The following is a 26440-nucleotide window of genomic DNA, read 5'->3' on the forward strand; positions in this document are numbered from 1 at the left end:
CCGTAGCGCCTCAGCGCCGCCGGTGAAGGGGGTTCTAGTCCTAACTCCAAACACCCGCAACCCAAAAATTCACAAAAATCACAAAAACATCAAAAAACTTGAAAACATAAACAAATTCAACATGTTAAAGGGGAAGCCGACATGTAAGATCGAGCGATATCTATCAGGGGCATCTCGTTGCATTGGGTTTTCAAGAGTTTTCCACAGACTCGCCCACAGACTCGCAAGTTCGGCTCCACAAAACCGAGGTGAAATCCGGAATCACGCGCGCTGAACCCGCCCGCGCCGCTTGGGGAACCGCAGCGCCAGAAGGGCGGTGGTCACGCCCAGATACACCAAAGGTTCGATTTGAAACCCTTTGGCCACCATAACATAGTGAACCCCACCCAACAGAGCCGCTCCATAGACGGCCTTGTGCAACGTACGCCATTTGGGACCAAGCTTTCGCACCGACCAGTTGTTGGATGTCAAAGCCAAGGGCAACAGGACGACAAACCCCGCCATGCCAATGGTGATATAGGGACGCTTGAGAATATCAGCCCAGACCTGGCTGAGGATCTGCACATCCAACACCAGCCAGACCAGCAGATGAAGAAACACATAGACAAAGGTTAGCACCCCAATGGCGCGGCGAAACTTCATCAGATTTACCCCTGTGAACTGGCGCAACGGGGTCACGGCCAAACCAAGGATCAGAAGCTGCAGCGCGCGCTCACCCATTTCGTGCTCGAGCACTTTGACAGGATCTACGCCCAACCCACCGGTGAGACCTTGATACAAAAGCCACGCCGGGTACACGGCACCCACAACATAAAGCCCCCAAGTCGGGAGCTTTCGCACTGTCGAATTCAAGTGATCAACAACTGTCATGTGCCGTCTTTCCTCGTGCGCTGATCTGCAAGCCACTGCTTAGTAGAATTTCGCCAGATCCATGCCTTCGTACAGGCTGGCCACTTCCTTTTCGTAACCGTTGAACATCAGGGTCGGGATTCGCTTTGCGAACAGCCCCCCGCCAATCTTGCGTTCGCTGGCCTGCGACCAGCGCGGGTGCGACACCTCAGGGTTCACGTTACTATAGAATCCGTATTCACGGCCATTGGCCTGGTTCCAACTGGTGGGTGGTTCTTTGTCAGTGAGCGTGATCCGCACGATCGACTTGATTGACTTGAAGCCATATTTCCACGGCACAACCAAGCGCAACGGCGCGCCGTTCTGGTTCGGGATCGGCTTGCCGTAGATCCCAGTCGCCATGATGGTCAGCGGGTGCATCGCCTCGTCCAGACGCAACCCCTCTTTGTAGGGCCATTCCAACACAGGGTACTGGGTGCCCGGCATTTCTTCGGGACGATAAAGGGTTTCAAAGCCCACGTATTTTGCGCCCTCTTGCACGCCAGCAAGATTCAACAGATCGGCCAGTTCAAACCCGTTCCACGGGATCACCATCGACCAGGCCTCGACGCAGCGGAAACGATAGATGCGCTCTTCGACCGTCATCTCGGACATGATCTGCTCAAAGCCATAATCGCCGGGACGGTCGACCATGCCGTCGATCTGAACCGTCCAGGGATCGGTCTTCATCAGATTGGCATATTGCACCGGGTCGCCTTTGCCGGTGCCGAACTCATAAAAATTGTTGTAGGTTGTGATCTCTTCCCAGCTATTGGGCTCCAGCTCTTCGGCCAATGCAGGTTTGGCAATCGACGCCAGACCAACCCCCGCAAGGCCAGCCATAAAGTGACGGCGGTTCAGGAATGCCGCCTCGGGTGTCACGTCGGCGTGGGTCAGGTCATTCTTCCAGCGGTGGGCCATCTCGGTCTCCGGTTGTTGATCGTTTGTTATCAGGTAGACGGTCCGGTCATTTGAACCAAACCAACTTGTCTCACGATTCAGAGACGGGACTGTAACTTGGCAGGATTTCGTTCATGGGAGTTGAACGGCCATTCTCCATCATGATCCGCACATGGCGGCGGCGCAGTTGCCGGGGCTCGGGCACGCCAACGGAATGCGCGATGGTTTCCACCTCGTGCCTGATTTCCTGCGCATAGCGGGCGACACGCTTGTATTTGTGTTCGACCACCAACCCTTTTTGAAAGCGCGGGTCATGGGTGGTGATGCCCGTGGGGCAGGTATTCTTGTTACATTTTAGTGCCTGAATACAGCCAAGCGAGAACATGAAGCCGCGCGCCGACGTCACGAAATCCGCGCCCGCTGCCAGGGCCCAGGCCACGTCGCTGGGATTGATCAGCTTACCACTGGACACCAGCCGGATGCGATCCTTGAGGCCATGTTGATCGCGCAGATTTGCCACAACGGGCAATGCCTCGCGCACGGACATACCAACAAGGTCAATAAGCGGCATGGGCGCAGCCCCTGTCCCGCCTTCACCCCCATCCAGAGTAATGAAGTCCGGCGCGCAATCGTCGCCACGCGCAACGATGGCATCAAAAAGTTCGGTAAACACCTGCTCGGATCCGACCACGGTCTTGATGCCCACTGGTTTGCCCGTGACCTCGCGCACATGGGCGATCATGTTCAGCAGCTCTTCGACATTGCCCGCCTCGCGGTGACGGTTGGGAGACTGGCTGTCGTGACCTTTCTTGATCCCGCGAATGGCGGCAATCTCATCCGTAATCTTTTCGGCGGGCAGAATGCCCCCTTTGCCGGGTTTGGCGCCCTGGGCCAGCTTGATCTCGAACATGCGCACGGTTTCATGGGCCGCCACTTCACGCAGCTTGTCGTCGCTCAGGTTGCCGTGCTCGTCTCGAACACCGTATTTTGCGGTACCGATCTGAAAGACGATGTCACAGCCGCCTTCAAGGTGAAACGGGCTGAGCGCACCCTCGCCGGTATTCAGCCAAACCCCCGCTTCTTTCGCCCCACGGCTGAGCGCCTGCACCGCCGGTTTGGAAATCGCGCCATAACTCATGCCCGAAATGTTGAAGAATGACGGCGCATCATAATGCGCACGCGCAGTCGGCCCAATCCGCAGCGGTTCAGACGTGGTGAACTGATCCCCCAGCGGTGGGAAAGGTGCATTCACGAAAATCGGCGTGCCAGGAACACTCAGGTTACGGGTCGAGCCAAAGGCGACCGTGTTTCCTTCTCCCTCAGCTGCGCGGTTGACCCATTCGCGCTGCGCCCGGTTGAATGGCAGCTCTTCGCGGTCCATGGCAAAAAAGTACTGCCGAAAGAACTCCCCCAGCCCGCTGAACAGTTTCCGAAATCGCCCGATGACAGGATAGTTTCGGCGGATGGCGTCGTGGGTCTGGAACCGGTCGATAAAGAACAGAACGATCGCGCCAAGGGCCACCACCCCGATGACACTGACAAAGGCAAAGGCCATAAACTCGATGGCGTTCATTGCAAATCCCATGTGGGGACCTCCGTTCTGTTTTTGCTGCGGTTTTAACGTTGCTGGTCTGTCTTAGAGACTGGCCACAATGGCACAGGCAATCAAGCCACGCGCAATCACGTTGCGAAAAGCAGATTGAAACAGAAATCGGCGGGCTTACCCCACATGTAGATGTAGCGAAGAGTTTCGCACCACATCTAGATCACCTATGCAAATCAGGCATTGGGCAAATGTTACACAGTCCAAGTCGTCCGACACCTCAAGCCGTGCGCATCCCTTCAATCCGCTTGCGCACCAGCTCGACATGCATCCGCGCGTGATAGGCGGCCTGACGATAGGCGGCGGGCAAACGCACCTTGGACAGCCGATCATCCAGCTCAACCAATTCCGCATCCATACGCTTAAGGTCCTCGACCGAGGGGTTCTCGTCCAGCTCATCCTCGATGGCACGAATGTCGGGGTAATGCTGCCAGACTTTCCAGCCCATGATATAGGCGTAGATCCCCGGCAACGCGCGCAGCATGGGGACCACGATGAACAGAATCGGCAGCAGCAGAAGCAGCGTCCGGTTCACCTGTGCCGCCATCCAATATGGCAGCCAATCGTGCCAAGTTGATGGGCCTTCCGTGATCAACTGCCGCGCCGCGTTGTTCACGGGCAAATCCGTGCCCTCGACCGAAGGAAAGGCATCCGGATCCGTGATGATATCGCGCGACGCATGCAAGGCCTTGGCGGCCATTGTAACGCGGTTGATCAATGCGGGATGCAAGTCCGGTGAGACGGCAAGCCGCGCCTCAAGCGCCAGGATCGACTGAGGTTCGGCTGGGATAACCGGGTCCAGCGAGATAGCCCCAGTTGGAACGGTCACTGTGGCGGCATAGGCCAAGCGGCGGGCAATCGCATTACTGTGGTCCAGCGGTATGAACTGAATGTCCGGATGACCATAGGCACGTTGCAAATACGGCGCATCAATTGGCGCGACAAAGACGGCCATGTCTATCTCGTCAGAAATCAGAGCACTGATGGCGTCATCATAGCCGATGGAAACCGTTTGGTTTGCCAACAGATCCAGCTCGATCGCGGCCAAAAAGTCAACATATGCCGCCGCTGTCCCAGATCCCGGGCGCCCCCCATTGATCTTCAACCCCCGCCACAGCGCAGGATTGCCGGGCAACTCAAGCTCACTGCGCGCCAGAAAGATCATCGGCTCAAAGAAGATCGCGCCGATGGCTTCGACCTCGGGATCACTGACCGCGATCCCCCCCTGCAAAAGCGCGGCATCGACCTTACGCTCAGCGAGCAGTTGCTCGTTTTCGACGGAACCCGCGGTCTCAATCACCTCAAGGGTGATGCCATCAGCTGCCAACTGCTCAACGTAACGCTTGGCCACCTGGTCATAGGCCCCACCCACCGGTCCGGCCGCGATTTTCAAGGTTTTTGGCGGGTGCAATTGCAGAAACACCAAAACCAGGCCCGTTCCAAGCACTATGACCGCGAGCAGGGTCCAGATCCTCATGATGCGACCTTTCGGATTTCGGGGATTTCGTAGCAGGGCAAAACCTAGCGGGCTGATGTAAACGGGGCAAGGCAGCAATCTCTGGAAAATGGCGACGCAATGTGACCGTTGAAAATGATCCACACCTGCGTTTCAGGAGTATCAAATGCATACACCAACTCTTGAGGGCCGTTCCAATGACCCCAAAATTCAACCTGATCACTCTGCTGGTCTCTTTGGCCATGCTGCCGACAGTTACCCTGGCCGGCAATGAATCCCGTTCCGCCGCCTATGACATCGGCGACGGTCTGATCGAAGTGGTTGCCGATTTTTCGGAAAACGCGATCTATTGGTGCGGTGTAGGTGATTACGCTCTGCTACGCCTGTCGAAACGCGGCAACGCACGGATTTATGTCTGGAGAGGTCCCGCCCCCAGCACCGCCCGCCCCGGAGAACGCGCAGTGACGTTCGGCTTTACACCACCACCAGGGGCCAGCACCGGCACCTCGTTCACCACGGACGTTTCCCTGGTCGGCAACTCTCTATCGGTTGGACAGGCCAAACGCACCTGCGACGAAAGAACCGCCAGTGGCTGATCACTGTCTTTGCATCAGTGCCAGATAAAACCCGATCCCGCGTTCCAGGTTCTCGATCGACAACCGCTCGTTCAAACCGTGAAACCGCACCAGATCCTCGCCGGTGATCATGAAGGGGTTGATGCGATAGGTGTTTTCACTGGCCTTGGCGTAGTGCCGTGCATCAGTGGCTGCAATCGTCAACCCCGGCACAGCCGCCAAGGGGCCAAAGACCGCGCGGATGGAGGCCTCGACATCCAGATATCCCGGCGCGGTCGAACTGGACACGGGCGAGGCATCGCCGCCGTTGTCTCGATCCGCCACAATCTCGATCTCGTCGTCATCAATGACAGTGCGCACATGCTCGACTACGCTGTCGATGTTGTCTCGGGGATGGATGCGGAAATTGATGACCGCGCGGGCCTCGGTTGCCAGAACGTTTTCCTTGGTCGATCCCGACAGCATCGTGGGCGCTGTTGTCGTCCGCAGCATCGCATCCGTGGACGGAGCCCCCGACAGAATATTTTCCAGCAGCGGGTCAAACAACCAGCGATTGGCAAAGACCACCCGCTGACCAAATGAGAAATGACGCCCCAGGGCATCAAAGAACTCGGCCGACACACCAGTCAGACCGCCGGGCATCGGGTTGGTCTGCACCCGGTCCACTGCACGCGCCAGACGCCCCACCGCCGTCACGCGCGGCGGCATCGACGAATGCCCCCCTTCGGCGCGGGCAATCAGTGTCAGGGTCACATAACCCTTTTCGGACAGGTTGATGCTGGCCACCGGCTCGCTCAGCCCCGGAATGATCTTGTCCAGAACAAACGATCCTTCGTCCAGCGACCATTCCAGCAGCACACCCTGTTCTTTCAGGTGGTTGGCAACCGAGATCGCGCCCTTGCCGCCCACCTCTTCATCCCCGCCAAAACTGAAATAAATGGTGCGCTCGGGCCTGAAACCGGCCGTGATCATGGATTCGGCGGCCGAGAGCATGGCGATCAGCGCGCCTTTGTTGTCCAATGTGCCCCGCCCCCAGACAAAACCATCCGCAATTGCCCCGGAATAGGGATCATGCACCCATTGATCCAAATTCCACGGCGCAACGGGCACCACATCATAGTGAGCCGCCAGCAAGACCGGTTTCAGATCCGGGTTGGAGCCCTGCCAGCGATAAAGGGGGGTCTTCTGATCCAGAACGACCCGCTCGGTCGCGCCGTGAACGGCGGGATAGGTGGTTTCAAGGAAAGACAGAAACCCGTCGAAATCCGGGTGATCGGGCTTGGTGCTGTCCGTCTCGAACTGAATGGCCCGCGACAGCTGGGCAGCGGCCTGGTTGACGTCAACCTCAACCGTGATCGGGTCCGAGGCGGGAACGGGCGGTGGACCGTACTGAAAGGTATTGAACAGCAGAACCCCCGCCAGAACCACGATGGCCACCCCCAAAACGGCGACGATCCGCTTGACCCATTTCAACATCTTTCTCCCCTTCCCGATCCAGATCGGTTTCATCCGCATTGTGACGGCTGCTTGGGGCAATGAAAGACCCTAGTTGGCCCATTTACTCCACGTTATCTGCTTTGATCCGACGCAGGCCCTAGAGCAGCTCGGCAGTTTTGACGGCGTAGCGGTCCGTCATGCCAGAGACGAAATCGGTCAGCGAATGCAGCGCCGAATAGGCGTTGGTCACATCGCGCAGATCCAAGGCAAACGCACGGGCAAGCTGCGTTTCATATGCAGGAAGCTCGTCCTGCTGCCACTGCGCTGCGGCCAGGGCTTCATACACAGGCCAAACACCTTGCAGCACGCGCCGGATGGTATTGCGGCCCTGAATTTCAAGCTTGGTTTTGCGCGGCGCAGTGAAAAGACGATTGCGCGCGCAGTCCTTGATTGTAGCGAATGCCTCTGCCTTGTCCGAGACCGCAATCAGCTCGTCTGAAAACTGGCCCGCAAGTATTGCCGTGTGGTGGTCGATGAAAGCCTCAACACACGCATTAATCGCACCGCCGATGCTGCGGGCGCGCAGATAACTGACGCGCTCATAATCTGAATAGCCCGTTATGTCGCGATTGGTCGGGATCGCTATGGGATCGAGCAAATCCCCAACTTGCTTGAGGCTCAGATCACCGGAAGAGAACCCGTCTTCGAGGTCAACAATATTGTAGCAAATATCGTCAGCAGCCTCGACCAGAAAGACCAGCGGATGACGTCGCCACCATGTGCTGCCGTCTGGCGCGGTTTCTTCTGGCAAGCCAAGTGCACGCGCCGCTGTTTGCAGATAGTCGAACTCGCTGTGAAAGACGCCAAACTTCTTGGCGCCCACATAGGGCGCTTTACCGCCGTTGGCCTCGCAGAGCGATTTGGAGGCGCTGGCAGTCATGGGGTACTTTGTGAACGCTCCCAGAACCGCGTGGGACAGGTTCATGCCGCCCTGATTGCGATACATTTCAAGCCGGGTGATGATCCGAAACCCCTGCGCGTTGCCCTCAAGCGGGGTGAATTCGGCCCGTTTGTCTTCTGGGATTTCGTGGAAAAGGGCACGCTTGGCCTGGAACTGTTCCTCAATCCAGCCGCCCATCGCCTCTTCGCCCGAATGACCAAATGGCGGGTTGCCAATGTCGTGCGCAAGACAGGCCGCGTGGACGATACCCGCAACCTTGGTGGCCTCACCGGGAGCGAGGTTCCCCTGCCCCTCGAGCCAATGACCGACCTTCATCCCAAGGGTGCGCCCGACGCTGGCCACCTCGACCGAATGGATCATGCGGTGACGCAGATGGTCATGCTCGTAAAGTGGATGAACCTGGGTCTTGTTGGCGAGCCTGCGGAATGGGGCGGAAAAGGTGATCCGGTCCGCGTCCTGAACGAAATTCTGGCGCAGTGGATCTTCTTCCTTGCCGTGATCCCTGCCGCGGTCGGTGTTGATGAGGGTGTGCCAGTCCAAAATCCAAGGTCCGTATGTAAGTGCCAGAAAAAAGCCCGCTGCGAACAGCGGGCTTTTTGTGAGCTATTTCAGGTCAATGCACAACCGCATCATCCGGTCGTGGACGATCGCTGGTGCCCAGGCGGTCGCCGATGATCAACCCGTCCGCGCCTGCCGAGACCGGAACAGTTTCACCATCCTTGATGTCCCCTGCCAACAGCGCTTCGGCCAGCGGGTTCTGCAACGCGCGTTGGATTACACGCTTCAGCGGGCGAGCCCCAAACACCGGATCATAGCCTTCGTCGGCAAGCCAGGTCTTGGCGGCCTCGTCCAGCTCGAGCCCGATCTTGCGGCCAGCAAGGCGTTTCGCCAAACGACCCAACTGGATGTCGACGATGCCATCCATGTCCGCACGGGCCAGGCGATCAAATATGATCGTCTCGTCCAGACGGTTCAGGAACTCGGGCCGGAAATGGGCCCGTACCGCGTCCATCACGTCGCGCCGCGCATCCGCCGCATCCGCGCCGTCGGGCAGTTGACTCAGCGCTTGAGCGCCCAGGTTCGAGGTCAACACGATCAGCGTCTGCTTGAAATCGACCGTGCGACCCTGACCATCGGTCAGCACACCATCATCCAGCACCTGCAACAGCACGTTGAACACATCCGGATGCGCTTTTTCGACCTCGTCAAACAGGACAACCTGATACGGGCGCCTGCGCACGGCCTCGGTCAATACGCCGCCCTCGTCATAGCCGACATAGCCCGGAGGAGCGCCGATCAGACGGGCGACCGCGTGTTTCTCCATGAACTCGGACATGTCGATGCGCACCATGGCGCTGTCGTCGTCGAACAGGAAATCTGCCACCGCTTTGGTCAGCTCGGTCTTACCCACACCCGTCGGCCCGAGGAACAGGAACGAACCCAAAGGCCGCCCCTCGTCGTTCAGACCGGCCCGCGCCCGGCGCACTGCGTTTGCAACGGCGGTCACAGCCGAATGCTGGCCGATCACACGGCGGTGCAACTCGTCTTCCATCCGCAGCAGCTTCTCGCGCTCACCTTCCAGCATCTTGGAGGTGGGGATGCCCGTCCACCGCTCGACCACGGCCGCGATTTGCTCGGGGCGCACGGTCTCTTCTGCCATCATGCCGCCATCTTCGCGGTCTTCCGCCTGCCCCAGCTGCTTTTCCAGCTCGGGGATGACGCCATAGGACAGCTCACCCGCCTTGGCGAGGTTGCCCTCGCGCTTGGCGATCTCCAAATCGGCGCGCGCTTTGTCCAACTGTTCCTTGATCGACTGAGCAGCGTTCAGCTTGTCTCGTTCAGCCTGCCATTGGGCCGTCATCTCTGCGGATTTCTCTTGCAGGTCCGACAGATCCTTTTGGAGTGTTTCCAGACGGTCCTTGGACGCGGCATCATCCTCGAGCTTCAGTGCCTCTTCTTCGATCTGCAGCTGCAGGATCTGACGGTCGAGTTGATCGAGCTCTTCGGGTTTGCTGTCGACCTCCATTCGCAAGCGGCTGGCAGCCTCGTCCACAAGGTCGATGGCTTTGTCGGGCAGGAAGCGGTCGGTGATATAGCGATGCGACAGGGTCGCGGCTGAAACCAGCGCCGAATCCGATACACGCACACCGTGGTGCAGTTCGTATTTCTCTTTGATACCGCGAAGGATGCTGATGGTATCCTCGACAGTCGGCTCGCTGACCAAAACAGGCTGGAACCGACGCGCCAGGGCCGCGTCTTTTTCCACGTACTTGCGATACTCATCCAGCGTAGTTGCACCGATACAGTGCAACTCCCCCCGAGCAAGCGCAGGCTTGATCAGGTTGGCGGCATCCATCGCGCCATCGGATTTACCGGCGCCTACAAGCGTGTGCATCTCGTCGATGAACAGGATAATTTCGCCCGCGGCTTCGGTCACCTCGGTCAGAACCGCCTTGAGCCGCTCCTCGAACTCACCCCGGTATTTCGCACCGGCAATCAACGCCCCCATGTCGAGCGACAGAAGTTTCTTGTCCCGAAGGGATTCAGGCACATCTCCGTTGATGATGCGCAAGGCCATTCCCTCGGCAATCGCGGTTTTACCAACGCCAGGCTCACCGATCAGAACCGGGTTGTTTTTGGTCCGACGGCTGAGCACCTGCATCGCGCGGCGGATTTCCTCGTCCCGACCGATGATCGGATCGATCTTGCCGGCGGCCGCCGCTTCGGTCAGGTCGTGCGCGTACTTCTTGAGCGCATCATAGCCATCCTCGGCACTCGCTGTGTCAGCTGTTCGGCCCTTGCGGATATCATTGATCGCCTCGTTGAGTTTTTGCGCGCTCACTGCGCCCGCATCCAAGGCTTCCTTGGCCTTGGACTTAACCATGCAAAGCGCCATCAAAACCCGTTCGACCGGCACAAAGCTGTCGCCCGCCTTCTGCGCCAGTTTCTCGGCCTCTGCCAAGACTTTACCAGTTTGCCCATCCAGATAGATCTGGCCTGCATCGCCGCTGACCTTGGCCTGTTTCGACAGGGCAACATCCAGCGCCTCGACCACGCGTCCAGGCGCTCCGCCTGCGCGGGTGATCAGGTTGCTTGCCAGCCCCTGCTCGTCATCCATCAGTGCTTTGAGAATATGTTCGGGCGTCAGTCTTTGATGCCCTTCGCGCATCGCAATGGTCTGCGCCGCCTGCACGAAGCCTCGTGCCCGCTCGGTGAACTTGTTCAAGTCCATCACTCTCTCCTTTTCCAAGCGCCCGGTCGTGTCGGCGCCCGAAATCGGCACGCCTTTTGTTGGGCCTCGCATTCAATTTGGGTAATGCTATCTGGTCTTCAAGAGGCTGGATGACGGAAATTCAAAATGAGTTAAATTCTCAGAATTTCACCTCAACCCTGCCTCACTTTAGTAATATTTCCTCGGTCATACTAAGGTCCAGAGTGGAGGCTTTTATGCTAGTAACCAATGTTGAGATTTCACAATACACCTACTGCGAGCGGACCGAGCGACATACAGCGAACGTTTGCATGACACTTGGGGACATGTTCGTCACCTTGTTCTGCGCGTTGGACATACCGGCAAACGAATGCCCCAAGACGCGTGCCAAAGCCTTTGTCGGGGACGCGATGCGACAGCTGCGCCGCATGCCCGAATATCGCTCGGGCCACAAATCTATCGAGCTTTCTGAACAGGTCGATGCACCCCTGCCCATGTTGGCCTGATCCCGCAAGGACACTTGCATCGCAAGTGGCAGCTAATTAGAGAGGCGCGACCCCACAAAACAAGGATCGCGCCCATGTCCGCCACACCTGCGCCCGCCACACCTGCGTCCGACGACCGCCTGATTGTTGCGCTGGATGTACCCAACGCCCTGCAAGGTCTGGCACTGACCGAACAGCTGGGAGATGCGGTTTCCTTTTACAAAATCGGCCTCGGAATGCTTACAGGCGGGGGCTTGGCCCTGGCAAACGAGCTGAAGCAGGAACATGGCAAGCGCATCTTCCTGGACATGAAGCTTTTTGACATCGGTAACACCGTCGAAAACGCAGTCCGGGGTCTGACCCAATTCGATCTGGATTTCCTAACCGTCCACGGTGACCCGCATGTTGTGCGCGCCGCCAAGGAAGGCGCAAGCGGCAAAGATCTGAAAATCTTGGCCGTAACCATCCTGACCTCTCTTAACCGCGACGATCTGGACGCTGGCCTGATCAAACCGGGCGATGTGCAAGAGCTGGCCATCGAACGCGCTGCCAAGGCCTTTGAGGCCGGCGCCGATGGCATTATCGCCTCCCCCCAAGAGGCCGCACTGATCCGCGCTCTGCCACAGGCCAAAGGCCGTTTGATCGTCACCCCTGGTGTACGTCCCGCCGGTGCTGATTTGGGCGATCAGAAACGGGTGGCGACTCCTGCAAATGCTATCTCGGATGGCGTCGATCATATCGTCGTCGGGCGCCCAATCTATCGCGCAGAAGACCCTCGTACCGCTGCTCAGGCGATTCTGGACGAAATGCGCTCGGCCCAAGCCACGACACCAAACCGGCCCTGAGTACCGCAAAAGGTCCTGTGCCCCCGAAAGCACATTTTGGACATACATTTGGGGCGTGGGGAATTCCCTACTATGCCTGAGCCAGATTTTGGGCGAGTCTAAGATTGAGACACTCCCCAACGAACCTTATCTTCCTGTGGTTCGTCTCCTCCCCCGCTCAAACAGCGGGGGTTTTCTCGGAGAGGGCCCCTGTTCTTGCTCTGTTCAACCCACTAAAATGAGCGGACTGGCACAACCGCCAGTGCTTGCAAAGCTGACTTGAGCCTGATCATGCCGTCCCTGTGCCGCGATTGCCTGACCCAATTCGATGTCGGACGCCGCTGTCCGTCCTGCGGCAGTCCGCGTGTTGCCAGCAACCCCGAGCTTTTCGATCTGTCCATTGCCCACATGGATTGCGACGCTTTCTATGCCTCGGTCGAAAAACGTGACAATCCGGAACTGGCTGACAAACCCGTCATCATCGGCGGCGGAAAACGCGGCGTTGTATCCACCGCTTGCTATGTCGCGCGGATTCGGGGGGTGCGATCGGCCATGCCAATGTTCAAGGCGCTGGATTTGTGCCCCGACGCCATCGTCGTCAAACCCCGCATGAGCGTCTATGCCGAGGTCAGCCGCCAAATCAGGGCGATGATGGACGAACTCACTCCAGCAATCGAACCCCTGTCCCTAGACGAAGCGTTCCTAGATCTGTCGGGCACGCAGAAACTTCATGGCGCGCCGCCGGCCGTGATGCTGGCCAAACTAGTGAAGCGGATGAAAGACGAACTGGGGCTGACCGGTTCCATCGGGTTGAGCCACAACAAGTTCTTGGCCAAAGTGGCCTCAGACCTTGATAAGCCGCGTGGCTTTTCTGTGATCGGGGTGCAAGAGACGGCCGCATTTCTGGAGAACCAGCCCGTGCGGCTGATCTGGGGTATCGGCCCTGCCGCGCAAGCTTCGTTGGAAAAGGCAGGCATCCGGACCTTCTCGGATTTGTTGAGGTGGGAGCAAGACGCGCTGACCGACCGGTTTGGCTCGATGGGGTATCGGTTGTGGCACTTGGCCCGCGGTCAGGACAAGCGGCGGGTCTCTAACAACGAACCGATGAAGTCGATCTCGAACGAGACCACGTTCTTTGAGGATACAAGCAACCCCGACATATTGGACGGCCATCTTTGGCGAATGGCGGAAAAGGTGGCTGACCGGGCCAAGGCCAAAAGGTTGGCAGGGCGCGTGGTGACGCTCAAGCTCAAGCGTGCCAACCACGCCATTTTGACCCGACGCGTGTCCCTCAGGGATGCTACGCAAATGGCGGGCACGCTTTACCGGACCGCACGAGGGCTGTTTGATCAGGTGGGCGATCAAGGCCCCTATCGCCTGTTGGGTTGCGGCCTGTCGGATCTGTGCCCGGAAACCGAGGCGGACAAAAGCGGCGACCTGCTGGACCCCGGTGCGGCCCAACGCAGCGAGGCAGAACGTGCCACAGATGCCATTCGCAAGCGTTATGGCTCGGATGCCATCATCAAAGGACGCACGTTGCGCTGATCATTCGGCCGCCAATCGGGCGCCACCCTGGCCAAAGGCAACAATTCTCGCAGCGACCTGGCTCAGCAATGCGCGCACCTGGTCAAAGTCCGCGTTGGGGCGAACGCGTTTCTCGTCCATATAGATCGACCGATCGATTTCGATCTGGACGGCGTGCTGCTTGCGTGATGGGCGTCCATAGGCCTGCGTCACATAAGCCCCCGCAAAGGGCGTGTTTCGCATCACCGTCAAACCCGCTGCGGCAAACGCGGACTCAATCTCATCCACGATCTCTGGCGAAGCTGCCGCGCCAAATCGGTCACCAAGCACGATGTCAGGACATTTTCCACCCTTGCGACACACACTGTCCAACGCCTCATGCGGCATCGAATGGCAATCCACTAAGATGGCTTCACCGAACATCTGATATGATTCGTTCAGCAAGGACTGCAAGCGTGCGTGATAAGGATGCCAATATCCGTCGATCCGACGCTTGGCCTCGGACATGGGCAATTTGCCCCGATAAATCGCGCGCCCATTTGCTACAACGCGGGGAATCACCCCCAAACCTGATGCCACCCTCGGATTGTGCCCTGGCTTGCGGACCCCCACGATCAAAGCCGGGTCCAACTCTTCGGGACTGCGATTGAGGTCCAGAAACGCCCGCGGCGCACCCGCTTTTAGAAAAGGTGCTCCGTAATCCGCCACGTCCTGAAACAATAGATCGACAAAAGCATCTTCGGACGAGCGAATCGTCTTAGGATTCAGCACCGTTTGCTTCAGAAACCAATCCGGATAGTCGCTGCCACTGTGCGGAGAGGCAAAGACCACACAAGACGTGCGTTTGTTAGGCTCGGACAGGTAATATGCAGCACGGGGCATGAGGTCTCCTTACAAAGAAAAACATAGACCGGAAAATAGTTCGATCAAAAGCCCTTGATCCCCCCGACGACTCCTTTTATAGACCCCGCTACCGGCGCGGTTCTCCGCGTCCTAGTTTTTTCTGGGACAGGGATCGCAAGGGTATTCATGGGCGATTAGCTCAGTGGTAGAGCACTTCGTTGACATCGAAGGGGTCACAAGTTCGAACCTTGTATCGCCCACCATGAATTCACTGTTTCGGATTTCCGGGACACCCGTAACACCAGGCGCTGGCCACCTTGCAAAGGCGCCGCAGGAACAGGAGACAGGCCATGAAGGTCAAGAACTCGCTCCGCTCGCTCAAGAACCGGCACCGTGATTGCCGTGTTGTGCGTCGCAAAGGCCGCGTTTATGTGATCAACAAAACGCAGCGTCGGTTCAAAGCTCGCCAGGGCTGAACCAGACCGCATACCCAAAGAAAACCGCGCCTTCGAGCGCGGTTTTTTTGTGCGCCCTGCCCTGACCCAGGCCTCACTCCGAGAATTCTGTGGCGATGTGCCGATAGCTGTTACTCTGAATCGGCAGCACAGCACCGGAGGTCCGCCATGTCTCGTCCCAACGTCATCCTGATCCTCGCTGACGACATGGGGTTTGCCGATCTTGGCTGCACCGGCTCTGAAATCCGCACACCCAATATCGACGCCCTGGCCAAGGGTGGCACCTTGCTAAGTGCGATGTACAATTGCGCCCGGTGCTGTCCCACGCGCGCTTCGCTTTTGACCGGGCTTTATCCCCACAACGCAGGCATCGGGCACATGGGAGCCAATCTGGGCACGCCTGCGTATCAGGGATTTTTGCGCAACGATTCCGCCACTGTTGCCGAACATCTGCGCGCCTCCGGGTACCGCACGTTGATGAGTGGCAAATGGCATGTCGCCGGTGATTTCGAATCCCGTGACTATGACAGTTGGCGCCCCGGCGACGTCGAACACCCCACCCCGCGTCAACGCGGCTTTGACCGCTTCTTTGGTATCATGGACGGCGCCACGCATTTCTTTTCGCCGCATTACATGATGGAGGATGACAGCCGGGTCGAGGTTCTGCCAGATGACTTTTACTTCACCGACGCGATCACCGACAAAGCCATCGGAATGATCGAAGGGGCGGTTCAAGATGACGCCCCCTTCTTCCTCTATCTTGCCCATACAGCGCCGCATTGGCCCCTGCATGCCCACCCCGAAGACATCGCTCGCTACGACGGCGTCTATGCCAAGGGCTGGGATGCGACCCGAACCGCCCGACACGAAACGATGAACGGCTTGGGCGTGTTTCAGACACAGTGGGACATCTCGCCCCGCGATCAGGATGTGCACCGCTGGACTGACGAGGCACATCCCGATTGGGAAGCCGCCAAGATGGCCACCTATGCCGCCATGGTCGACCGGATGGACCAATCCATTGGGACACTTGTGGCGGCGCTGCGGCGGATGGAGCAACTGGACAATACCCTGATCCTGTTCTTGTCTGACAACGGCGGCTGCGCCGAGTTCATGGCAGAAGATGGCTGGGCGCAATTCTATCCAGACGTCACCCATGACGGGCGCAAGATCACGATGGGCAACGTGCCGGGTCTGCACCCCGGTGACGCGCAGACCTTTCAAAGCTATGACAAGCCTTGGGCAAACGTGTCGAACGCGCCCTTTCGCTTGTTCAAACACTTTGTCCACGAAGGCGGGATTTCGACGCCCCTGGTGGCGCATTGGCCGAATGGGTTTGGTCCGCAACCAGTTCGCCATGCCCCCAGCCATGTAGTCGACATCCTCCCCACAATTCTTGAGGCGACAGGAGTGTCCTATCTCAAAGAGTTAGACGGTCACGAAATCCAACCCACACAGGGTGAAAGCTTGCTCCCGCTTTTGCAGGGAACCGATTGGGCCCGCGAACAGCCAATCTTTTTCGAACACGAAGGCAACGCCGCCGTTCGCCTGGGCCAGTTCAAACTTGTCCGTCTGCATGGTCAGGACTGGGAACTGTATGACATGGAAGCCGACAGGACCGAGTTGCACAACCTGATTCACGGCGAGGCTGATCGCGCCAAAGCCATGCGTCGCAGCTATCAGAATTGGGCCGACACTGTGGGTGTCATGGATTGGAATATCGCTTTACCCAAACTCCTCAAAGCCTGGAAAATGGACAGCGCCGACGGCTGAGTCCCTCTTCCCGAGTGTTTTTATCGGATTTCGATTGTATTCGGACAGGATTGCTATATTTCACTGGGCAATCGGGTTCTCGTCTGGATTCGTCAACACTTGGGAATTGCAATGTTCAAAGCATCGACAGCACTTGCCACCATCGTGGCCACCACCCTCACCACGGCCGCATGGGCCGAGGGAGAAGTCAACCTTTACTCGTCGCGCCACTATGACACCGACGAACGGCTCTATTCCGACTTCGAAGAGGCCACCGGCATCACCATCAACCGGATCGAGGGCAAGGCGGACGAACTGATCGCCCGGATGAGCGCCGAAGGCGCCAACTCGCCGGCCGATATCCTGCTGACCGTGGACACCTCGCGCCTAGAACGCGCCAAGGATGCAGGCGTGCTTCAATCCATCGACAGCGAGGTTCTCGAGGCCCGTGTCCCAGCCTACCTGCAGGACAGCGACAACCAGTGGTTTGGTTTCTCGCAGCGCGGGCGCGTGATCTTCTACGACAAGAATGACGTCGCCAACCCGCCCCGCACCTATCTGGATCTGGCGGACCCGCAATATGCAGGCAAGGTCTGCATCCGCTCGTCCAGCAACACTTACAACCAGACCCTGCTGGCCTCGATCATCGAGCACCACGGCGAAGAGGCTGCTCTGGCCTGGGCTGATGGCGTGGTCGCCAACATGGCGCGTGCCCCCAAGGGGGGCGACACCGATCAACTGCGCGGCCTTGTTTCGGGCGAGTGCGAAATTGCCGTTGGCAACACTTACTACTTTGCGCGTGCCTTGCGCAAAAACGTCAAGGGCGTCAGCGATGACATCGACATGATCGGCTGGATCTTCCCCTCGCAGGATGCCGAAGGCGCGCATATGAACCTGTCGGGTGGTGGCGTTGCGGCGCACGCTCCGAACAAGGAAAACGCGATCAAGTTTCTAGAGTATCTGGCGTCAGATCAGGCGCAGCAATATTTCTCGGGCGGCAACGATGAATACCCGGCTGTTCCGGGCGTTGCCCTGTCCGAAACCGTCGCCAAACTGGGCCACTTCAAACCCGACGACGTGAGCCTGTCAGCCGTGGCCAAGAACATCCCCACAGCTCAAAAGATCTTTGACGAGGCAGGCTGGCGCTAAGCCCGCCCAAAATATGATCGTCTATGAGGCGCGAGAGAAATCTCGCGCCTCTTCTCTTGCAATCACATTAAATTTCAGCGCAGCATTTCCATAATTGAGAATCTGTCTCGGATATGATCATGCTTGATGACCTGTCGAACCGCCTGAGTGAACGCCTCAAGGAGCTGCGTCAAGGGCGCGGCTGGTCTCTGGATGAACTGGCCACTGCCAGTGGCTTGAGCCGCGCCACCCTGTCCCGGATGGAGAAGGGCGAGGTCAGCCCAACGGCCGAAAGCCTGGGCCGACTGTGCCGCGCATTCGGCCTGCCAATGTCGCGTCTGATGATGATGGTCGAGGATACGTTTACCCCGCGCGTTCCAGTGGAACGTCAAACAGAATGGACCGATCCGGAAACTGGCTATGTCCGCCGCTCCGTCTCTCCTCCGGCCCCCGGCCTGTCGGGTGAGGTGATCGAATGCCATCTGCCGCCGGGGACTCGCGTGGCCTATGACGGCCCGCCCAAACCTGGACAGGAACATCACGTGATCCTCCTGGATGGCGCTATGTCACTGACCGTGGACGACACCCGCCACAACCTGAGCGCGGGGGATTGCCTGCGTTATCATCTGTCAGGACCCACGGTGTTTGAAACCTCAGAGCGCCGTGGCGTGCGATACATGCTGGTTCTGATATGATCGAAGAGGCCTCATCTTCAGCCCTGCCCACGCTCCTCGGGGATTTGGCCGATACCCTTCATGCCTGTGTCCATGACGGCGCCAGTGTTGGGTTTGTCCTGCCATTCTCCGAACAGGATGCTCAGGAGTTCTGGCAAACGCGAATCTTCCCGATGGTGTCCACCGGGGCAGCGACCCTATTTGTGGCGCGACACAACGGACGTGTTGTCGGCACAGTTCAGCTCGTGCCCGCGTCGATGCCGAACCAACCCCATCGGGCGGATGTCTCAAAGCTTTTGGTGCACCCAAGTTTTCGTCGGATCGGTTTGGCGCGGGGCTTGATGACCGCTCTACGGGACAAGGCCTGCGAACTTGGTCTGTCCTTGCTGGTTCTCGACACGCGCAGCGGTGATCCTTCCCAAGCGCTCTACCACTCCCTTGGTTTCCAAGTGGCAGGTGAAATCCCGAAGTTCTGCCGCAATCCACATGACGATCGGCTTGAACCCACCACCTACATGTACAAGCACCTGCAATGATCCTGCTGTTGGTCGTGGGCGTTATCCTCGGCGGGGCACTGATCGCAGCCCAAGGCCCGATCTACACCCGAATGGCCGAGCTGTTGGGTGGCCCGCTCCAGACCGCCGCACTGGCCTTTGGCCTGGGAACGCTGGCATTGTTGATGTTGTTGTTGACGACCGGCAGCACATTGCCGCGCAAATCGGACCTGGCAAGCGTCCCCCTATGGATGTGGGCAGGCGGGTTGATCGGGGTATATGTGGTTCTGGTCTCCATCCTTGCGGTGCCGCGCTTGGGCGTTGCCTCATACATGGTCTGCGTGATCGTCGGACAACTGGCGGCCGGATACGCGCATGACCGAATTGGCGCCTTTGGGATGGGCGTCAGGGATTTCTCAACCGCTAATCTGATCGGCCTTGGCCTTGTCGCGGTTGGGGCCGGATTGACCGTCTGGCGCTAATGGCCGCGCCCCACCTGGCGACAGATCAGGATCACAGGCAGCAGCCCAACGGCCAGGATGACCAGCGACGGAACCGCCGCACCCTCGAGCCGCTCATCCGAGGCCAAGCGGAACGCCTGCACCGCCAAAGTGTCATAGTTGAAGGGGCGCATGATCAAGGTCGCGGGCAGCTCCTTCATCACATCTACAAAAACGATCAGCAAGGCCGTCAGCAACGACGGTGTCAGGATCGGCAGATGCACCCGGCGAAGGGTGCCCATCGGCGTCTTGCCCAGGGATCGCGCAGCGGCATCCATGTTGGGATGCACCATGCTCTGCCCGCCCTCATAGGCAGACAGCGCCGCAGACAGGAAGCGCACCATATAAGCCGCAACCAAGAGCCAGATGGACCCAGTCACCAACAGACCGGTCGAGACCCCAAAACTCGCCCTCATCCAGCCATCCAGCAGATTGTCAAAGTTCGCAAAGGGCACCATCAGGCCAACCGCGATCACCCCGCCCGGCACTGCATAGCCCAGGCGCGAGATATAGACGGCTGACATCGACTGGCGCCCCGGTTTCAGGCGTTGAAAGAAACCCACGCAGATCGCCGCACACACCGTTACCACAGCTGCGATCGACGCCAGCGTCAGAGAATTCTGGATGAAACCGATATAACGACGCGACAGCAGGTTCTGCTCGGACTCAAGCCCCATCTGGAACAGGATGAAAACCGGCAGTGCAAAGCCCAGGACAACTGGAATGGCGCAAAGAACAAACGCCCCAAAAGCCGCAAACCCACGCAGTTGCGCCGACGGCAAGGCCGCGTGACGGCGTCCGGCCTGGTGGTACTTTGACTTGCCGCGTTGCGTGCGTTCCGCAACCGCCAGCATCAATGCGGCGCCTAACAGGCAAAGCGCCAGCTGAGCCGCTGCAGCACGGTCAGCCATCGTAAACCAACTGGTGTAGATGCCGGTCGCAAAGGTCTGTACCCCGAAATAGGCAACGGTGCCAAAATCCGCGATCGTCTCCATCACCGCCAAAAGAACGCCACCGGCGATCGCCGGGCGCGCCATCGGCAGCGACACCTTCCAGAACGCGACAAAAGGGTTCGAACCCAAGGATCGCGCGGCCAAAAAGGCCGTCGCGCTTTGCTGTAGGAACGCGGCCCGCGCCAAAAGGTAGACGTACGGGTATAGCACCAAGATCAGCATAACCGCCGCGCCCTCGGTCGAACGGACCTCGGGGAACCAATAGTCGCGCGGTCCCCAACCCATCACGTCTCGCAGGGTGCTTTGCACGATACCCGGATGGTCTAGGACAAAGGTGTAGGCATAGGCCAGCACATAGGCCGGAAAGGCCAACGGCAACACCAGCGCAATCTCCATCACGCGTGCCCCCGGAAACCGCGTCATCGTCACCAGCCAGGCCGCGCCCACTCCGATGCAAAAGGTCCCTGCGGCCACCAAAAGCACTAGGATCAAGGTGGTCGTGGCATAGCGCGGCAGCACGGTCGACAACAGGTGCGAAACCGTATCCGTCCCGCCCGTGACTGCCGCCAGAACAACCGCCATCATCGGCAACAGACAAGTTGCGGCAATCACCATCGCAATCCAACCCAGCACCCGAGTGCCGGTGGAATTGCGGTGGCGCGTGCCCTGATCTGAATACTCTATGTCAGCCATGATCGGTTCTGTACGAGGCGTTTCGCCCTTATTCGATCATTTTTGTCGGTAATTCCAGTGGCAATCCCACCTGAGGTGCCACAACCCGAATTTCAACTTTGCCTTGTTCCAATCCCATACGATAAGCTGAATTCGATTTCGCATCACAAAGGTAATATGTTTATGGCTGCATTGGATTACTTTGCCTGGGTTGTCCTGATCGTTCTGATTGTCACGGCTCTGATCGGTTTTGTTGTCTTGGCCCGCTTGCCTGGCCAAATCGCTCATGGCCGCAATCACCCACAGGCCGAAGCCATCACCGTCGCCGGTTGGCTCGGCGCGCTGATGGTCGGCGTGTTTTGGCCGCTCGCCCTGATCTGGGCCTTTACCAAATCACAACCAGAGGCGTCCAAACCATGATCGTCTTTCTAACTCTGATCTATGTCGCCCTGCTTTTTGTCCTGATCCGCCTCAAAGTGGTTCCAAATTCAGGGCTGACTTGGGCCACGACGTTGGTCTGGATGGTGGTGCTGTTCATCTTTCTCTTCATCCCGCTGCAGTGGGGCGCTCCGCAGGGTTCGACCCGTGTTCTGACCCGCGCAGTGCAGGTGATTCCCAACGTGAACGGGGAGGTGATCGAGATCACAGCCGAACCAAATGTTGCGATGAAAAAGGGTGATTTGCTGTTCCAACTGGATCCCGAACCATTTCAGATCGCGCTGAACGCAGCCGAGGCGCAACTGGTCCGCGTTGAGGCACAAGCCAAGCAGGACATAGATGCACTGCGAAACGCCGAAGCTCAGCTAAGGCAGGCGCTCGCTGCCCAAGTCCTCGCTCAAAACCGATATGACGACGACGCTCAACTTGTCCAAAGCGGGGCCATATCTGAGAACCGGCTGGAGCAGCGTGAAACAGACCTGGAGGCTGCCGAAGCCGCTGTCGATCAGGCAAGCGCAGCAATTTCCCAGGCAGAAACCGAATTGGGCGCAGTGACTGCCGATGGAACCGTGGCAAAGGTTGCCGAGGCGCAGGCAAACTTGGATCAAGCGCGTTGGAACCTGAAGCAGACCACCGTTGTGGCGCCGAGCGACGGGTACATCACCAATCTGGCTTTGGCCGTGGGGCAACGCGTTACCAGCTTTCCGATTGCCCCTTCGATGGTGTTTGTTGATACCTCTGAGAAAACTCTCGTTGTGAACATCCAGCAGATCTACATGCGGCACTTGAAACCCGGGCAAGAGGTTGAGATCGCGCTAAAAACCAAGCCCGGAGAAATTCTGACCGGGAAAGTGCGCCTGGTGACGGAAATTGCGTCTCAAGGACAGGCGCTGGTGTCGGGCACAGTTTACTCTGCCGGGCAAATTCAGGCCGAACCCTTTGTGGCTCGGATCGATTTGGACGACCCGGCATTGCTAACGGCACTCCCCCCCGGCGCCGTTGGAACGGCTGCTATCTATACCGAGTCTGTAAAGCCCACACACATCATACGCCGCGTGATGATCCGCATGCAGAGCATCATGAACTATGTGATCCCACCACTTTGAAATTGGAATGCCCCACCGGTCCATGGATCGGCGGGGCATCCCAAGCATTTCAATCTGAACTTAGTCGTAAACGCGTTGATCTTCGATCACTAGGCCATCCTTGGGCAATGATCCCGGCGCCACCACTTCGATTGCGCCTTTCAGCTTGAGCACCTCGACTACCGATTTAGCGTAGCTCATGTCGTCACCGCCTGGGCTTTCGATCTGAACGGTCATGGTGTCCATCTCTCCCTGACGTGAGGCGATCACGCGGGCCTTTACGATCTCGTCATGCTTGTCGACCAGGGCCGCAACCTGCTCGGGGCGCACGAACATGCCCTTGATCTTGGTGGTCTGATCGGCGCGACCCATCCACCCCTTGATGCGCATGTTGGTCCTGCCACAGGGCGACACGCCAGGCAGCACGGCGGACAAGTCACCGGTGGCAAAGCGGATGAGCGCGTAGTCAGGGTTCAGGGAGGTTACAACGACCTCGCCCACCTCGCCTGGGGCCACCGGTGTACCCGTACCGGGTGTCACGATCTCGACGATGACATGCTCGTCGACGATCATGCCTTCCATGGCCGGACTTTCATAGGCGATGTTGCCCAGATCAGCCGTGGCATAGCTCTGCAAACAAGTGATGCCGCGATCTGCGTACTCCTGGCGCAGTGATGGGAACAGGGCCCCACCACCCACAGCCGCTTTCGAAATCTTGAGGGTCACCCCCATCTCGTCCGCCTTGTCCAGGATCACTTTCAAGTAGTCCGGCGTCCCTGCATAAGCCGTGCAACCGATGTCGCGCGCTGCATTGACTTGAAGCTCGGTCTGACCCGTGCCTGCGGGCAGAACCGCTGCCCCTACCGCCCGTGCACCATTTTCAAAGATCATGCCCGCAGGCGTCAGGTGATAGCCAAAGCAGTTATGAACGATATCCCCCTGCCCGATGCCAGCCGCATGCAGGAACCGCCCCATGCGCCACCAGTCATGATCCACGCCGCCCGGCTCATAAATTGGGCCTGGCGATTGAAAGATATGAGCAAAACCCGCAGCCGGTTTTGCCGTGAAACCACCAAAAGGCGCACTCTCGGATTGGGCCCGGCTGAGCTCGGATTTACGCAGAACAGGCAATCCAACAAGATCACCCGCGCTGCGGATAGCAGTTGCATCCACTCCGGCCAGGCTTTCGACGTAACCAGAGGCCGACTGCGCACGAGCGATCTGTTCTGGCAGGGACCGAGCCAAATCTGCGGCGCGTTCATCATCACTGCGAGTTTCAAGGGTATCAAAATGCGTCATGACCTGATCCCTCATCAGCTCAACCACCGCTTGCGGCGGCGATAAGATCGGACATCACGGAAGCTCTTGCGCCCTTCTTCGGACACACCGAGGTAGAACTCTTTTACGTCCGGGTTTTCGCGAAGGTCGGCGGCCGGACCGTCCATCACGACACGCCCCGATTCCAGAATGTAGCCATAGTGCGCAAACCGCAGCGCCACGTTGGTGTTCTGTTCAGCCAGCAAGAAGGACACGCCTTCTTTCTCGTTCAGGTCCTTGACGATGCCAAAGATCTCTTCGACCAGCTGCGGGGCCAAACCCATCGAAGGTTCGTCCAGCAGGATCGTTTCAGGGTTGGCCATCAGGGCGCGGCCAATGGCCACCATCTGCTGCTCACCACCCGAGGTATAGCCCGCCAGGGATTTGCGCCGTTCCTTGAGGCGCGGAAAATAATTGTAGACCAGTTCAAGGTCACGCTGCATCTCAGCCTTGCCAGATTTACGGGTGTAATAGCCCGTCAGCAGATTTTCCTCGACCGTCAGGTGTTCGAAACAATGGCGCCCTTCCATGACCTGGATCACGCCCTTGCGCACCAATTCCGCCGGATCAGAATCGTGCACATCCTGACCACGATACTTGACCGATCCCTTGGTTACCTCGCCACGTTCCGAATGAAGCAGGTTCGAGATCGCCTTGAGCGTCGTGGTCTTGCCGGCACCATTGCCCCCGAGCAGAGCGGTGATCCCACCCTTGGGCACATTCAGGCTGACGCCTTTCAGCACGAGGATCACGTGGTTGTAGATCACCTCGATATTGTTGACCTCCAAAAGGGTCTCGACACCGACGTCGTTTGTGTTGGCTGCATCCAGCATCAGTTGTTGTCCTCACGCATGCCCGGTTCCCATGCCGGGCTTTGGGGAATGGAGCGGCAGGCACACCCGCCGCTCCAATGGATGTTCAAACCGGGCCGATCAGCAGCGCGGCTCGATGTTGTTCTCCGCCGCATAGGCACCGGAATCTTCTTTGACCAACGCTCCGATGACTTCGGCATCGGTCGGTTTGAAGTCCGAGATCAGCGACCAGGTTTTGGACGCCGCATCCCACTGGTTCACACCAACCAGACCAGGGCCACCGTGGTTTTCGCAAGACACCTTGAACGAAGGACCAAAGTTCGGCATGCCAAGCGCAGCCATCTTGTCTTCGGTGATTTCCAGAGCTTCCATACCGTCCCGCATCTGCTGCGGGGTGATGTCGGTCACGCCGTGCATTTCCTGTGCGGTTTTCACAGCTTCGGCCGCCAGCATCGCCGCATACAGACCACGGTTGTACAGGACCGTACCAACCTGATCGCCAGCGCCAGCTGCCTTGCCTGCGTCGATGACGTGCTTTTTGATGTCGTCAAAGACCGGGAAGTCGCTACCAACATTGTGGAAGGTGATCGCCTTATAGCCGTTGGCCGCGTCGCCTGCGGACAGAACGTCATGCTCGGCGCCCGACCACCAGACACCGATGAAGTTTTCCATCGGGAAGCGGATGTTTGCAGCTTCTTGAACAGCAACCTGGTTCATCACGCCCCAGCCCCAGATCACAACGTAATCCGGACGGTCGCGACGGATCTGCAGCCACTGCGACTTCTGCTCCTGACCAGGATGATCGACAGGCAGTGCTTTCAGATCAAAGCCATACTTCTTGGACAGCTCTTCCAGCGTACGGATCGGCTCTTTGCCGTAAGCCGAGTTGTGATAGACCAGCGATACTTTCTTGCCTTCGATGTTGCCACCGTTGACCTCAAGCAGATAGTTCACAACGCCCGACGCACCGTTCCAATAGTTGGCCGGGTAGTTGAACACGTTCGAGAACACGTCACCATTTGCAGCCGATGTTCGGCCGTATCCCATGGTGTGGATCGGGATGCCGTCAGCGGTTGCTTTGGGGATCAACTGATAGGTGATACCGGTCGACAGCGGCTGATACACCAGAGCACCTTCGCCCTTGGTAGATTCATAACATTCCACGCCTTTTTCGGTGTTGTAGCCGGTTTCGCATTCGACCAGACGGATTGGCTCGCCACCGATACCACCGTCCCGCTCGTTGAGAAGGGTAAAGTAATCGGCATAGCCATCCGCAAACGGAATGCCGCCTGCTGCGTAAGGTCCTGTCCGGTAGCTCAGCGATGGGAACACAAGGTCTGCCATCACAGGTCCGGCGGCCATCAGCGCACCAAGCGCCAGAGTGGTCAGTTTCATTTTCATCGGCTTTATTCCTCCCTAGGTATTATCCGATCGTGAACGAGGTCCTCCGCCC

At 58.4% G+C, this 26440-nt stretch carries 24 protein-coding genes and 1 tRNA gene; 13 read left to right on the forward strand and 12 right to left on the reverse strand.

Going from position 1 to position 26440, the window contains the following annotated elements; all coding sequences use genetic code 11:
• Positions 1–261 precede the first annotated feature (261 nt).
• The 4 genes from msrQ to TRL7639_RS16310 all read right to left on the reverse strand — a co-directional run bounded on the left by msrQ (position 262) and on the right by TRL7639_RS16310 (position 4868).
• Positions 262–870: a protein-methionine-sulfoxide reductase heme-binding subunit MsrQ gene (gene msrQ / locus TRL7639_RS16295; protein ID WP_085796944.1), complete on the reverse strand. Its 609-nt coding sequence runs from the start codon at positions 868–870 to the stop codon at positions 262–264.
• A 39-nt stretch (positions 871–909) separates the two neighbouring features.
• Positions 910–1809 (reverse strand): protein-methionine-sulfoxide reductase catalytic subunit MsrP, encoded by a 900-nt coding sequence (msrP, locus tag TRL7639_RS16300; RefSeq protein ID WP_085796945.1) that lies wholly within the window; start codon positions 1807–1809, stop codon positions 910–912.
• Between the two features lie 70 nt (positions 1810–1879).
• Positions 1880–3373 carry an FMN-binding glutamate synthase family protein gene (locus tag TRL7639_RS16305; protein WP_085796946.1) on the reverse strand — a complete coding sequence of 498 codons (1494 nt, stop codon included), beginning with the start codon at positions 3371–3373 and terminating at the stop codon, positions 1880–1882.
• A gap of 238 nt (positions 3374–3611) precedes the next feature.
• The gene (locus TRL7639_RS16310; RefSeq protein WP_085796947.1) at positions 3612–4868 is read right to left on the reverse strand and encodes a TAXI family TRAP transporter solute-binding subunit; all 1257 of its coding nucleotides are present in this window, start codon (positions 4866–4868) and stop codon (positions 3612–3614) included.
• Between the two features lie 176 nt (positions 4869–5044).
• Between TRL7639_RS16310 and TRL7639_RS16315 the strand changes: the two genes are divergently transcribed.
• Entirely contained in the window at positions 5045–5443 is a 399-nt protein-coding gene (locus TRL7639_RS16315) for a hypothetical protein (protein WP_085796948.1), read from the forward strand.
• Here the strand turns inward: TRL7639_RS16315 and TRL7639_RS16320 are convergent, their stop codons facing one another.
• The 3 genes from TRL7639_RS16320 to clpB form a co-directional block, all read right to left on the reverse strand.
• The gene (locus tag TRL7639_RS16320; RefSeq protein WP_085797255.1) at positions 5444–6898 is read right to left on the reverse strand and encodes a M20 family peptidase; all 1455 of its coding nucleotides are present in this window, start codon (positions 6896–6898) and stop codon (positions 5444–5446) included.
• Between the two features lie 118 nt (positions 6899–7016).
• Positions 7017–8360 (reverse strand): dGTP triphosphohydrolase, encoded by a 1344-nt coding sequence (dgt, locus tag TRL7639_RS16325; protein WP_085796949.1) that lies wholly within the window; start codon positions 8358–8360, stop codon positions 7017–7019.
• Positions 8361–8433: 73 nt separating this feature from the next.
• Positions 8434–11052 carry an ATP-dependent chaperone ClpB gene (gene clpB, locus TRL7639_RS16330; protein ID WP_085796950.1) on the reverse strand — a complete coding sequence of 873 codons (2619 nt, stop codon included), beginning with the start codon at positions 11050–11052 and terminating at the stop codon, positions 8434–8436.
• 215 nt (positions 11053–11267) lie between these two features.
• Between clpB and TRL7639_RS16335 the strand changes: the two genes are divergently transcribed.
• The 3 genes from TRL7639_RS16335 (at position 11268) to TRL7639_RS16345 (ending at position 13885) form a co-directional block, all read left to right on the forward strand.
• Positions 11268–11537: a hypothetical protein gene (locus tag TRL7639_RS16335; RefSeq protein WP_133057667.1), complete on the forward strand. Its 270-nt coding sequence runs from the start codon at positions 11268–11270 to the stop codon at positions 11535–11537.
• Positions 11538–11611: 74 nt separating this feature from the next.
• Positions 11612–12361, forward strand: coding sequence for an orotidine-5'-phosphate decarboxylase (gene pyrF / locus TRL7639_RS16340; protein ID WP_085796952.1), 750 nt, complete (start codon positions 11612–11614; stop codon positions 12359–12361).
• 270 nt (positions 12362–12631) lie between these two features.
• Positions 12632–13885, forward strand: coding sequence for a DNA polymerase IV (locus TRL7639_RS16345; protein ID WP_085797256.1), 1254 nt, complete (start codon positions 12632–12634; stop codon positions 13883–13885).
• Here TRL7639_RS16345 and TRL7639_RS16350 read toward each other — a convergent pair whose 3' ends face one another.
• The gene (locus tag TRL7639_RS16350) at positions 13886–14746 is read right to left on the reverse strand and encodes an N-formylglutamate amidohydrolase (protein WP_085796953.1); all 861 of its coding nucleotides are present in this window, start codon (positions 14744–14746) and stop codon (positions 13886–13888) included. It lies immediately after the preceding gene.
• Between the two features lie 149 nt (positions 14747–14895).
• Between TRL7639_RS16350 and TRL7639_RS16355 the strand changes: the two genes are divergently transcribed.
• The 7 genes from TRL7639_RS16355 (at position 14896) to TRL7639_RS16385 (ending at position 19692) form a co-directional block, all read left to right on the forward strand.
• A tRNA-Val gene (locus tag TRL7639_RS16355) sits at positions 14896–14970 on the forward strand.
• Between the two features lie 87 nt (positions 14971–15057).
• A complete protein-coding gene (ykgO, locus tag TRL7639_RS16360) occupies positions 15058–15183 on the forward strand; it encodes a type B 50S ribosomal protein L36 (RefSeq protein WP_008562923.1) in 126 nt (41 codons plus the stop codon).
• A 147-nt stretch (positions 15184–15330) separates the two neighbouring features.
• A complete protein-coding gene (locus tag TRL7639_RS16365) occupies positions 15331–16935 on the forward strand; it encodes an arylsulfatase (protein WP_085796954.1) in 1605 nt (534 codons plus the stop codon).
• A 111-nt stretch (positions 16936–17046) separates the two neighbouring features.
• Positions 17047–18063, forward strand: coding sequence for a Fe(3+) ABC transporter substrate-binding protein (locus tag TRL7639_RS16370; protein ID WP_085796955.1), 1017 nt, complete (start codon positions 17047–17049; stop codon positions 18061–18063).
• Positions 18064–18182: 119 nt separating this feature from the next.
• Complete coding sequence (locus TRL7639_RS16375) at positions 18183–18737, forward strand: helix-turn-helix domain-containing protein (RefSeq protein ID WP_085797257.1); 555 nt, start codon at positions 18183–18185, stop codon at positions 18735–18737.
• Entirely contained in the window at positions 18734–19252 is a 519-nt protein-coding gene (locus TRL7639_RS16380; RefSeq protein WP_085796956.1) for a GNAT family N-acetyltransferase, read from the forward strand. The genes TRL7639_RS16375 and TRL7639_RS16380 overlap by 4 nt, the downstream gene beginning before the upstream one ends.
• Positions 19249–19692 carry a DMT family transporter gene (locus TRL7639_RS16385; RefSeq protein WP_085796957.1) on the forward strand — a complete coding sequence of 148 codons (444 nt, stop codon included), beginning with the start codon at positions 19249–19251 and terminating at the stop codon, positions 19690–19692. The genes TRL7639_RS16380 and TRL7639_RS16385 overlap by 4 nt, the downstream gene beginning before the upstream one ends.
• On the opposite strand, the gene TRL7639_RS16390 is transcribed toward TRL7639_RS16385, so the two are convergent.
• The gene (locus TRL7639_RS16390; protein WP_085796958.1) at positions 19689–21356 is read right to left on the reverse strand and encodes an ABC transporter permease; all 1668 of its coding nucleotides are present in this window, start codon (positions 21354–21356) and stop codon (positions 19689–19691) included. The genes TRL7639_RS16385 and TRL7639_RS16390 overlap by 4 nt on opposite strands.
• 162 nt (positions 21357–21518) lie before the next feature.
• Here TRL7639_RS16390 and TRL7639_RS16395 point away from each other — a divergent pair, with 162 nt between their 5' ends.
• Both TRL7639_RS16395 and TRL7639_RS16400 read left to right on the forward strand, forming a co-directional pair.
• On the forward strand, positions 21519–21755 hold the full coding sequence (locus TRL7639_RS16395; RefSeq protein ID WP_085797258.1) for a DUF3302 domain-containing protein: 237 nt from the start codon (positions 21519–21521) through the stop codon (positions 21753–21755).
• Entirely contained in the window at positions 21752–22879 is a 1128-nt protein-coding gene (locus TRL7639_RS16400) for an HlyD family secretion protein (protein ID WP_085796959.1), read from the forward strand. Before TRL7639_RS16395 ends, TRL7639_RS16400 begins: the two co-directional genes overlap by 4 nt.
• A 60-nt stretch (positions 22880–22939) precedes the next feature.
• Here TRL7639_RS16400 and TRL7639_RS16405 read toward each other — a convergent pair whose 3' ends face one another.
• The 3 genes from TRL7639_RS16405 to TRL7639_RS16415 all read right to left on the reverse strand — a co-directional run bounded on the left by TRL7639_RS16405 (position 22940) and on the right by TRL7639_RS16415 (position 26388).
• Positions 22940–24157: a phenylacetate--CoA ligase family protein gene (locus TRL7639_RS16405; protein WP_085797259.1), complete on the reverse strand. Its 1218-nt coding sequence runs from the start codon at positions 24155–24157 to the stop codon at positions 22940–22942.
• 14 nt (positions 24158–24171) lie between these two features.
• The gene (locus TRL7639_RS16410; RefSeq protein WP_085796960.1) at positions 24172–25008 is read right to left on the reverse strand and encodes an ABC transporter ATP-binding protein; all 837 of its coding nucleotides are present in this window, start codon (positions 25006–25008) and stop codon (positions 24172–24174) included.
• 99 nt (positions 25009–25107) lie between these two features.
• Entirely contained in the window at positions 25108–26388 is a 1281-nt protein-coding gene (locus tag TRL7639_RS16415) for an ABC transporter substrate-binding protein (RefSeq protein WP_085796961.1), read from the reverse strand.
• Positions 26389–26440 lie beyond the last annotated feature (52 nt).

The sequence above is a fragment of the Falsiruegeria litorea R37 genome, from assembly GCF_900172225.1.
GTDB classification, from domain to species: Bacteria; Pseudomonadota; Alphaproteobacteria; order Rhodobacterales; family Rhodobacteraceae; genus Falsiruegeria; species Falsiruegeria litorea.

Excerpts from the sequence above, each read along its gene's own strand:
- msrQ (WP_085796944.1), bottom strand. The coding sequence starts at position 870 with ATGACAGTTGTTGATCACTTGAATTCGACAGTGCGAAAGCTCCCGACT.
- msrP (WP_085796945.1), bottom strand. The coding sequence starts at position 1,809 with ATGGCCCACCGCTGGAAGAATGACCTGACCCACGCCGACGTGACACCC.
- TRL7639_RS16305 (WP_085796946.1), bottom strand. The coding sequence starts at position 3,373 with ATGGGATTTGCAATGAACGCCATCGAGTTTATGGCCTTTGCCTTTGTC.
- TRL7639_RS16310 (WP_085796947.1), bottom strand. The coding sequence starts at position 4,868 with ATGAGGATCTGGACCCTGCTCGCGGTCATAGTGCTTGGAACGGGCCTG.
- TRL7639_RS16315 (WP_085796948.1), top strand. The coding sequence starts at position 5,045 with ATGACCCCAAAATTCAACCTGATCACTCTGCTGGTCTCTTTGGCCATG.
- TRL7639_RS16320 (WP_085797255.1), bottom strand. The coding sequence starts at position 6,898 with ATGTTGAAATGGGTCAAGCGGATCGTCGCCGTTTTGGGGGTGGCCATC.
- clpB (WP_085796950.1), bottom strand. The coding sequence starts at position 11,052 with ATGGACTTGAACAAGTTCACCGAGCGGGCACGAGGCTTCGTGCAGGCG.
- TRL7639_RS16335 (WP_133057667.1), top strand. The coding sequence starts at position 11,268 with ATGCTAGTAACCAATGTTGAGATTTCACAATACACCTACTGCGAGCGG.
- pyrF (WP_085796952.1), top strand. The coding sequence starts at position 11,612 with ATGTCCGCCACACCTGCGCCCGCCACACCTGCGTCCGACGACCGCCTG.
- TRL7639_RS16345 (WP_085797256.1), top strand. The coding sequence starts at position 12,632 with ATGCCGTCCCTGTGCCGCGATTGCCTGACCCAATTCGATGTCGGACGC.
- TRL7639_RS16350 (WP_085796953.1), bottom strand. The coding sequence starts at position 14,746 with ATGCCCCGTGCTGCATATTACCTGTCCGAGCCTAACAAACGCACGTCT.
- ykgO (WP_008562923.1), top strand. The coding sequence starts at position 15,058 with ATGAAGGTCAAGAACTCGCTCCGCTCGCTCAAGAACCGGCACCGTGAT.
- TRL7639_RS16365 (WP_085796954.1), top strand. The coding sequence starts at position 15,331 with ATGTCTCGTCCCAACGTCATCCTGATCCTCGCTGACGACATGGGGTTT.
- TRL7639_RS16370 (WP_085796955.1), top strand. The coding sequence starts at position 17,047 with ATGTTCAAAGCATCGACAGCACTTGCCACCATCGTGGCCACCACCCTC.
- TRL7639_RS16375 (WP_085797257.1), top strand. The coding sequence starts at position 18,183 with ATGCTTGATGACCTGTCGAACCGCCTGAGTGAACGCCTCAAGGAGCTG.
- TRL7639_RS16380 (WP_085796956.1), top strand. The coding sequence starts at position 18,734 with ATGATCGAAGAGGCCTCATCTTCAGCCCTGCCCACGCTCCTCGGGGAT.
- TRL7639_RS16385 (WP_085796957.1), top strand. The coding sequence starts at position 19,249 with ATGATCCTGCTGTTGGTCGTGGGCGTTATCCTCGGCGGGGCACTGATC.
- TRL7639_RS16390 (WP_085796958.1), bottom strand. The coding sequence starts at position 21,356 with ATGGCTGACATAGAGTATTCAGATCAGGGCACGCGCCACCGCAATTCC.
- TRL7639_RS16395 (WP_085797258.1), top strand. The coding sequence starts at position 21,519 with ATGGCTGCATTGGATTACTTTGCCTGGGTTGTCCTGATCGTTCTGATT.
- TRL7639_RS16400 (WP_085796959.1), top strand. The coding sequence starts at position 21,752 with ATGATCGTCTTTCTAACTCTGATCTATGTCGCCCTGCTTTTTGTCCTG.
- TRL7639_RS16405 (WP_085797259.1), bottom strand. The coding sequence starts at position 24,157 with ATGACGCATTTTGATACCCTTGAAACTCGCAGTGATGATGAACGCGCC.
- TRL7639_RS16410 (WP_085796960.1), bottom strand. The coding sequence starts at position 25,008 with ATGCTGGATGCAGCCAACACAAACGACGTCGGTGTCGAGACCCTTTTG.
- TRL7639_RS16415 (WP_085796961.1), bottom strand. The coding sequence starts at position 26,388 with ATGAAAATGAAACTGACCACTCTGGCGCTTGGTGCGCTGATGGCCGCC.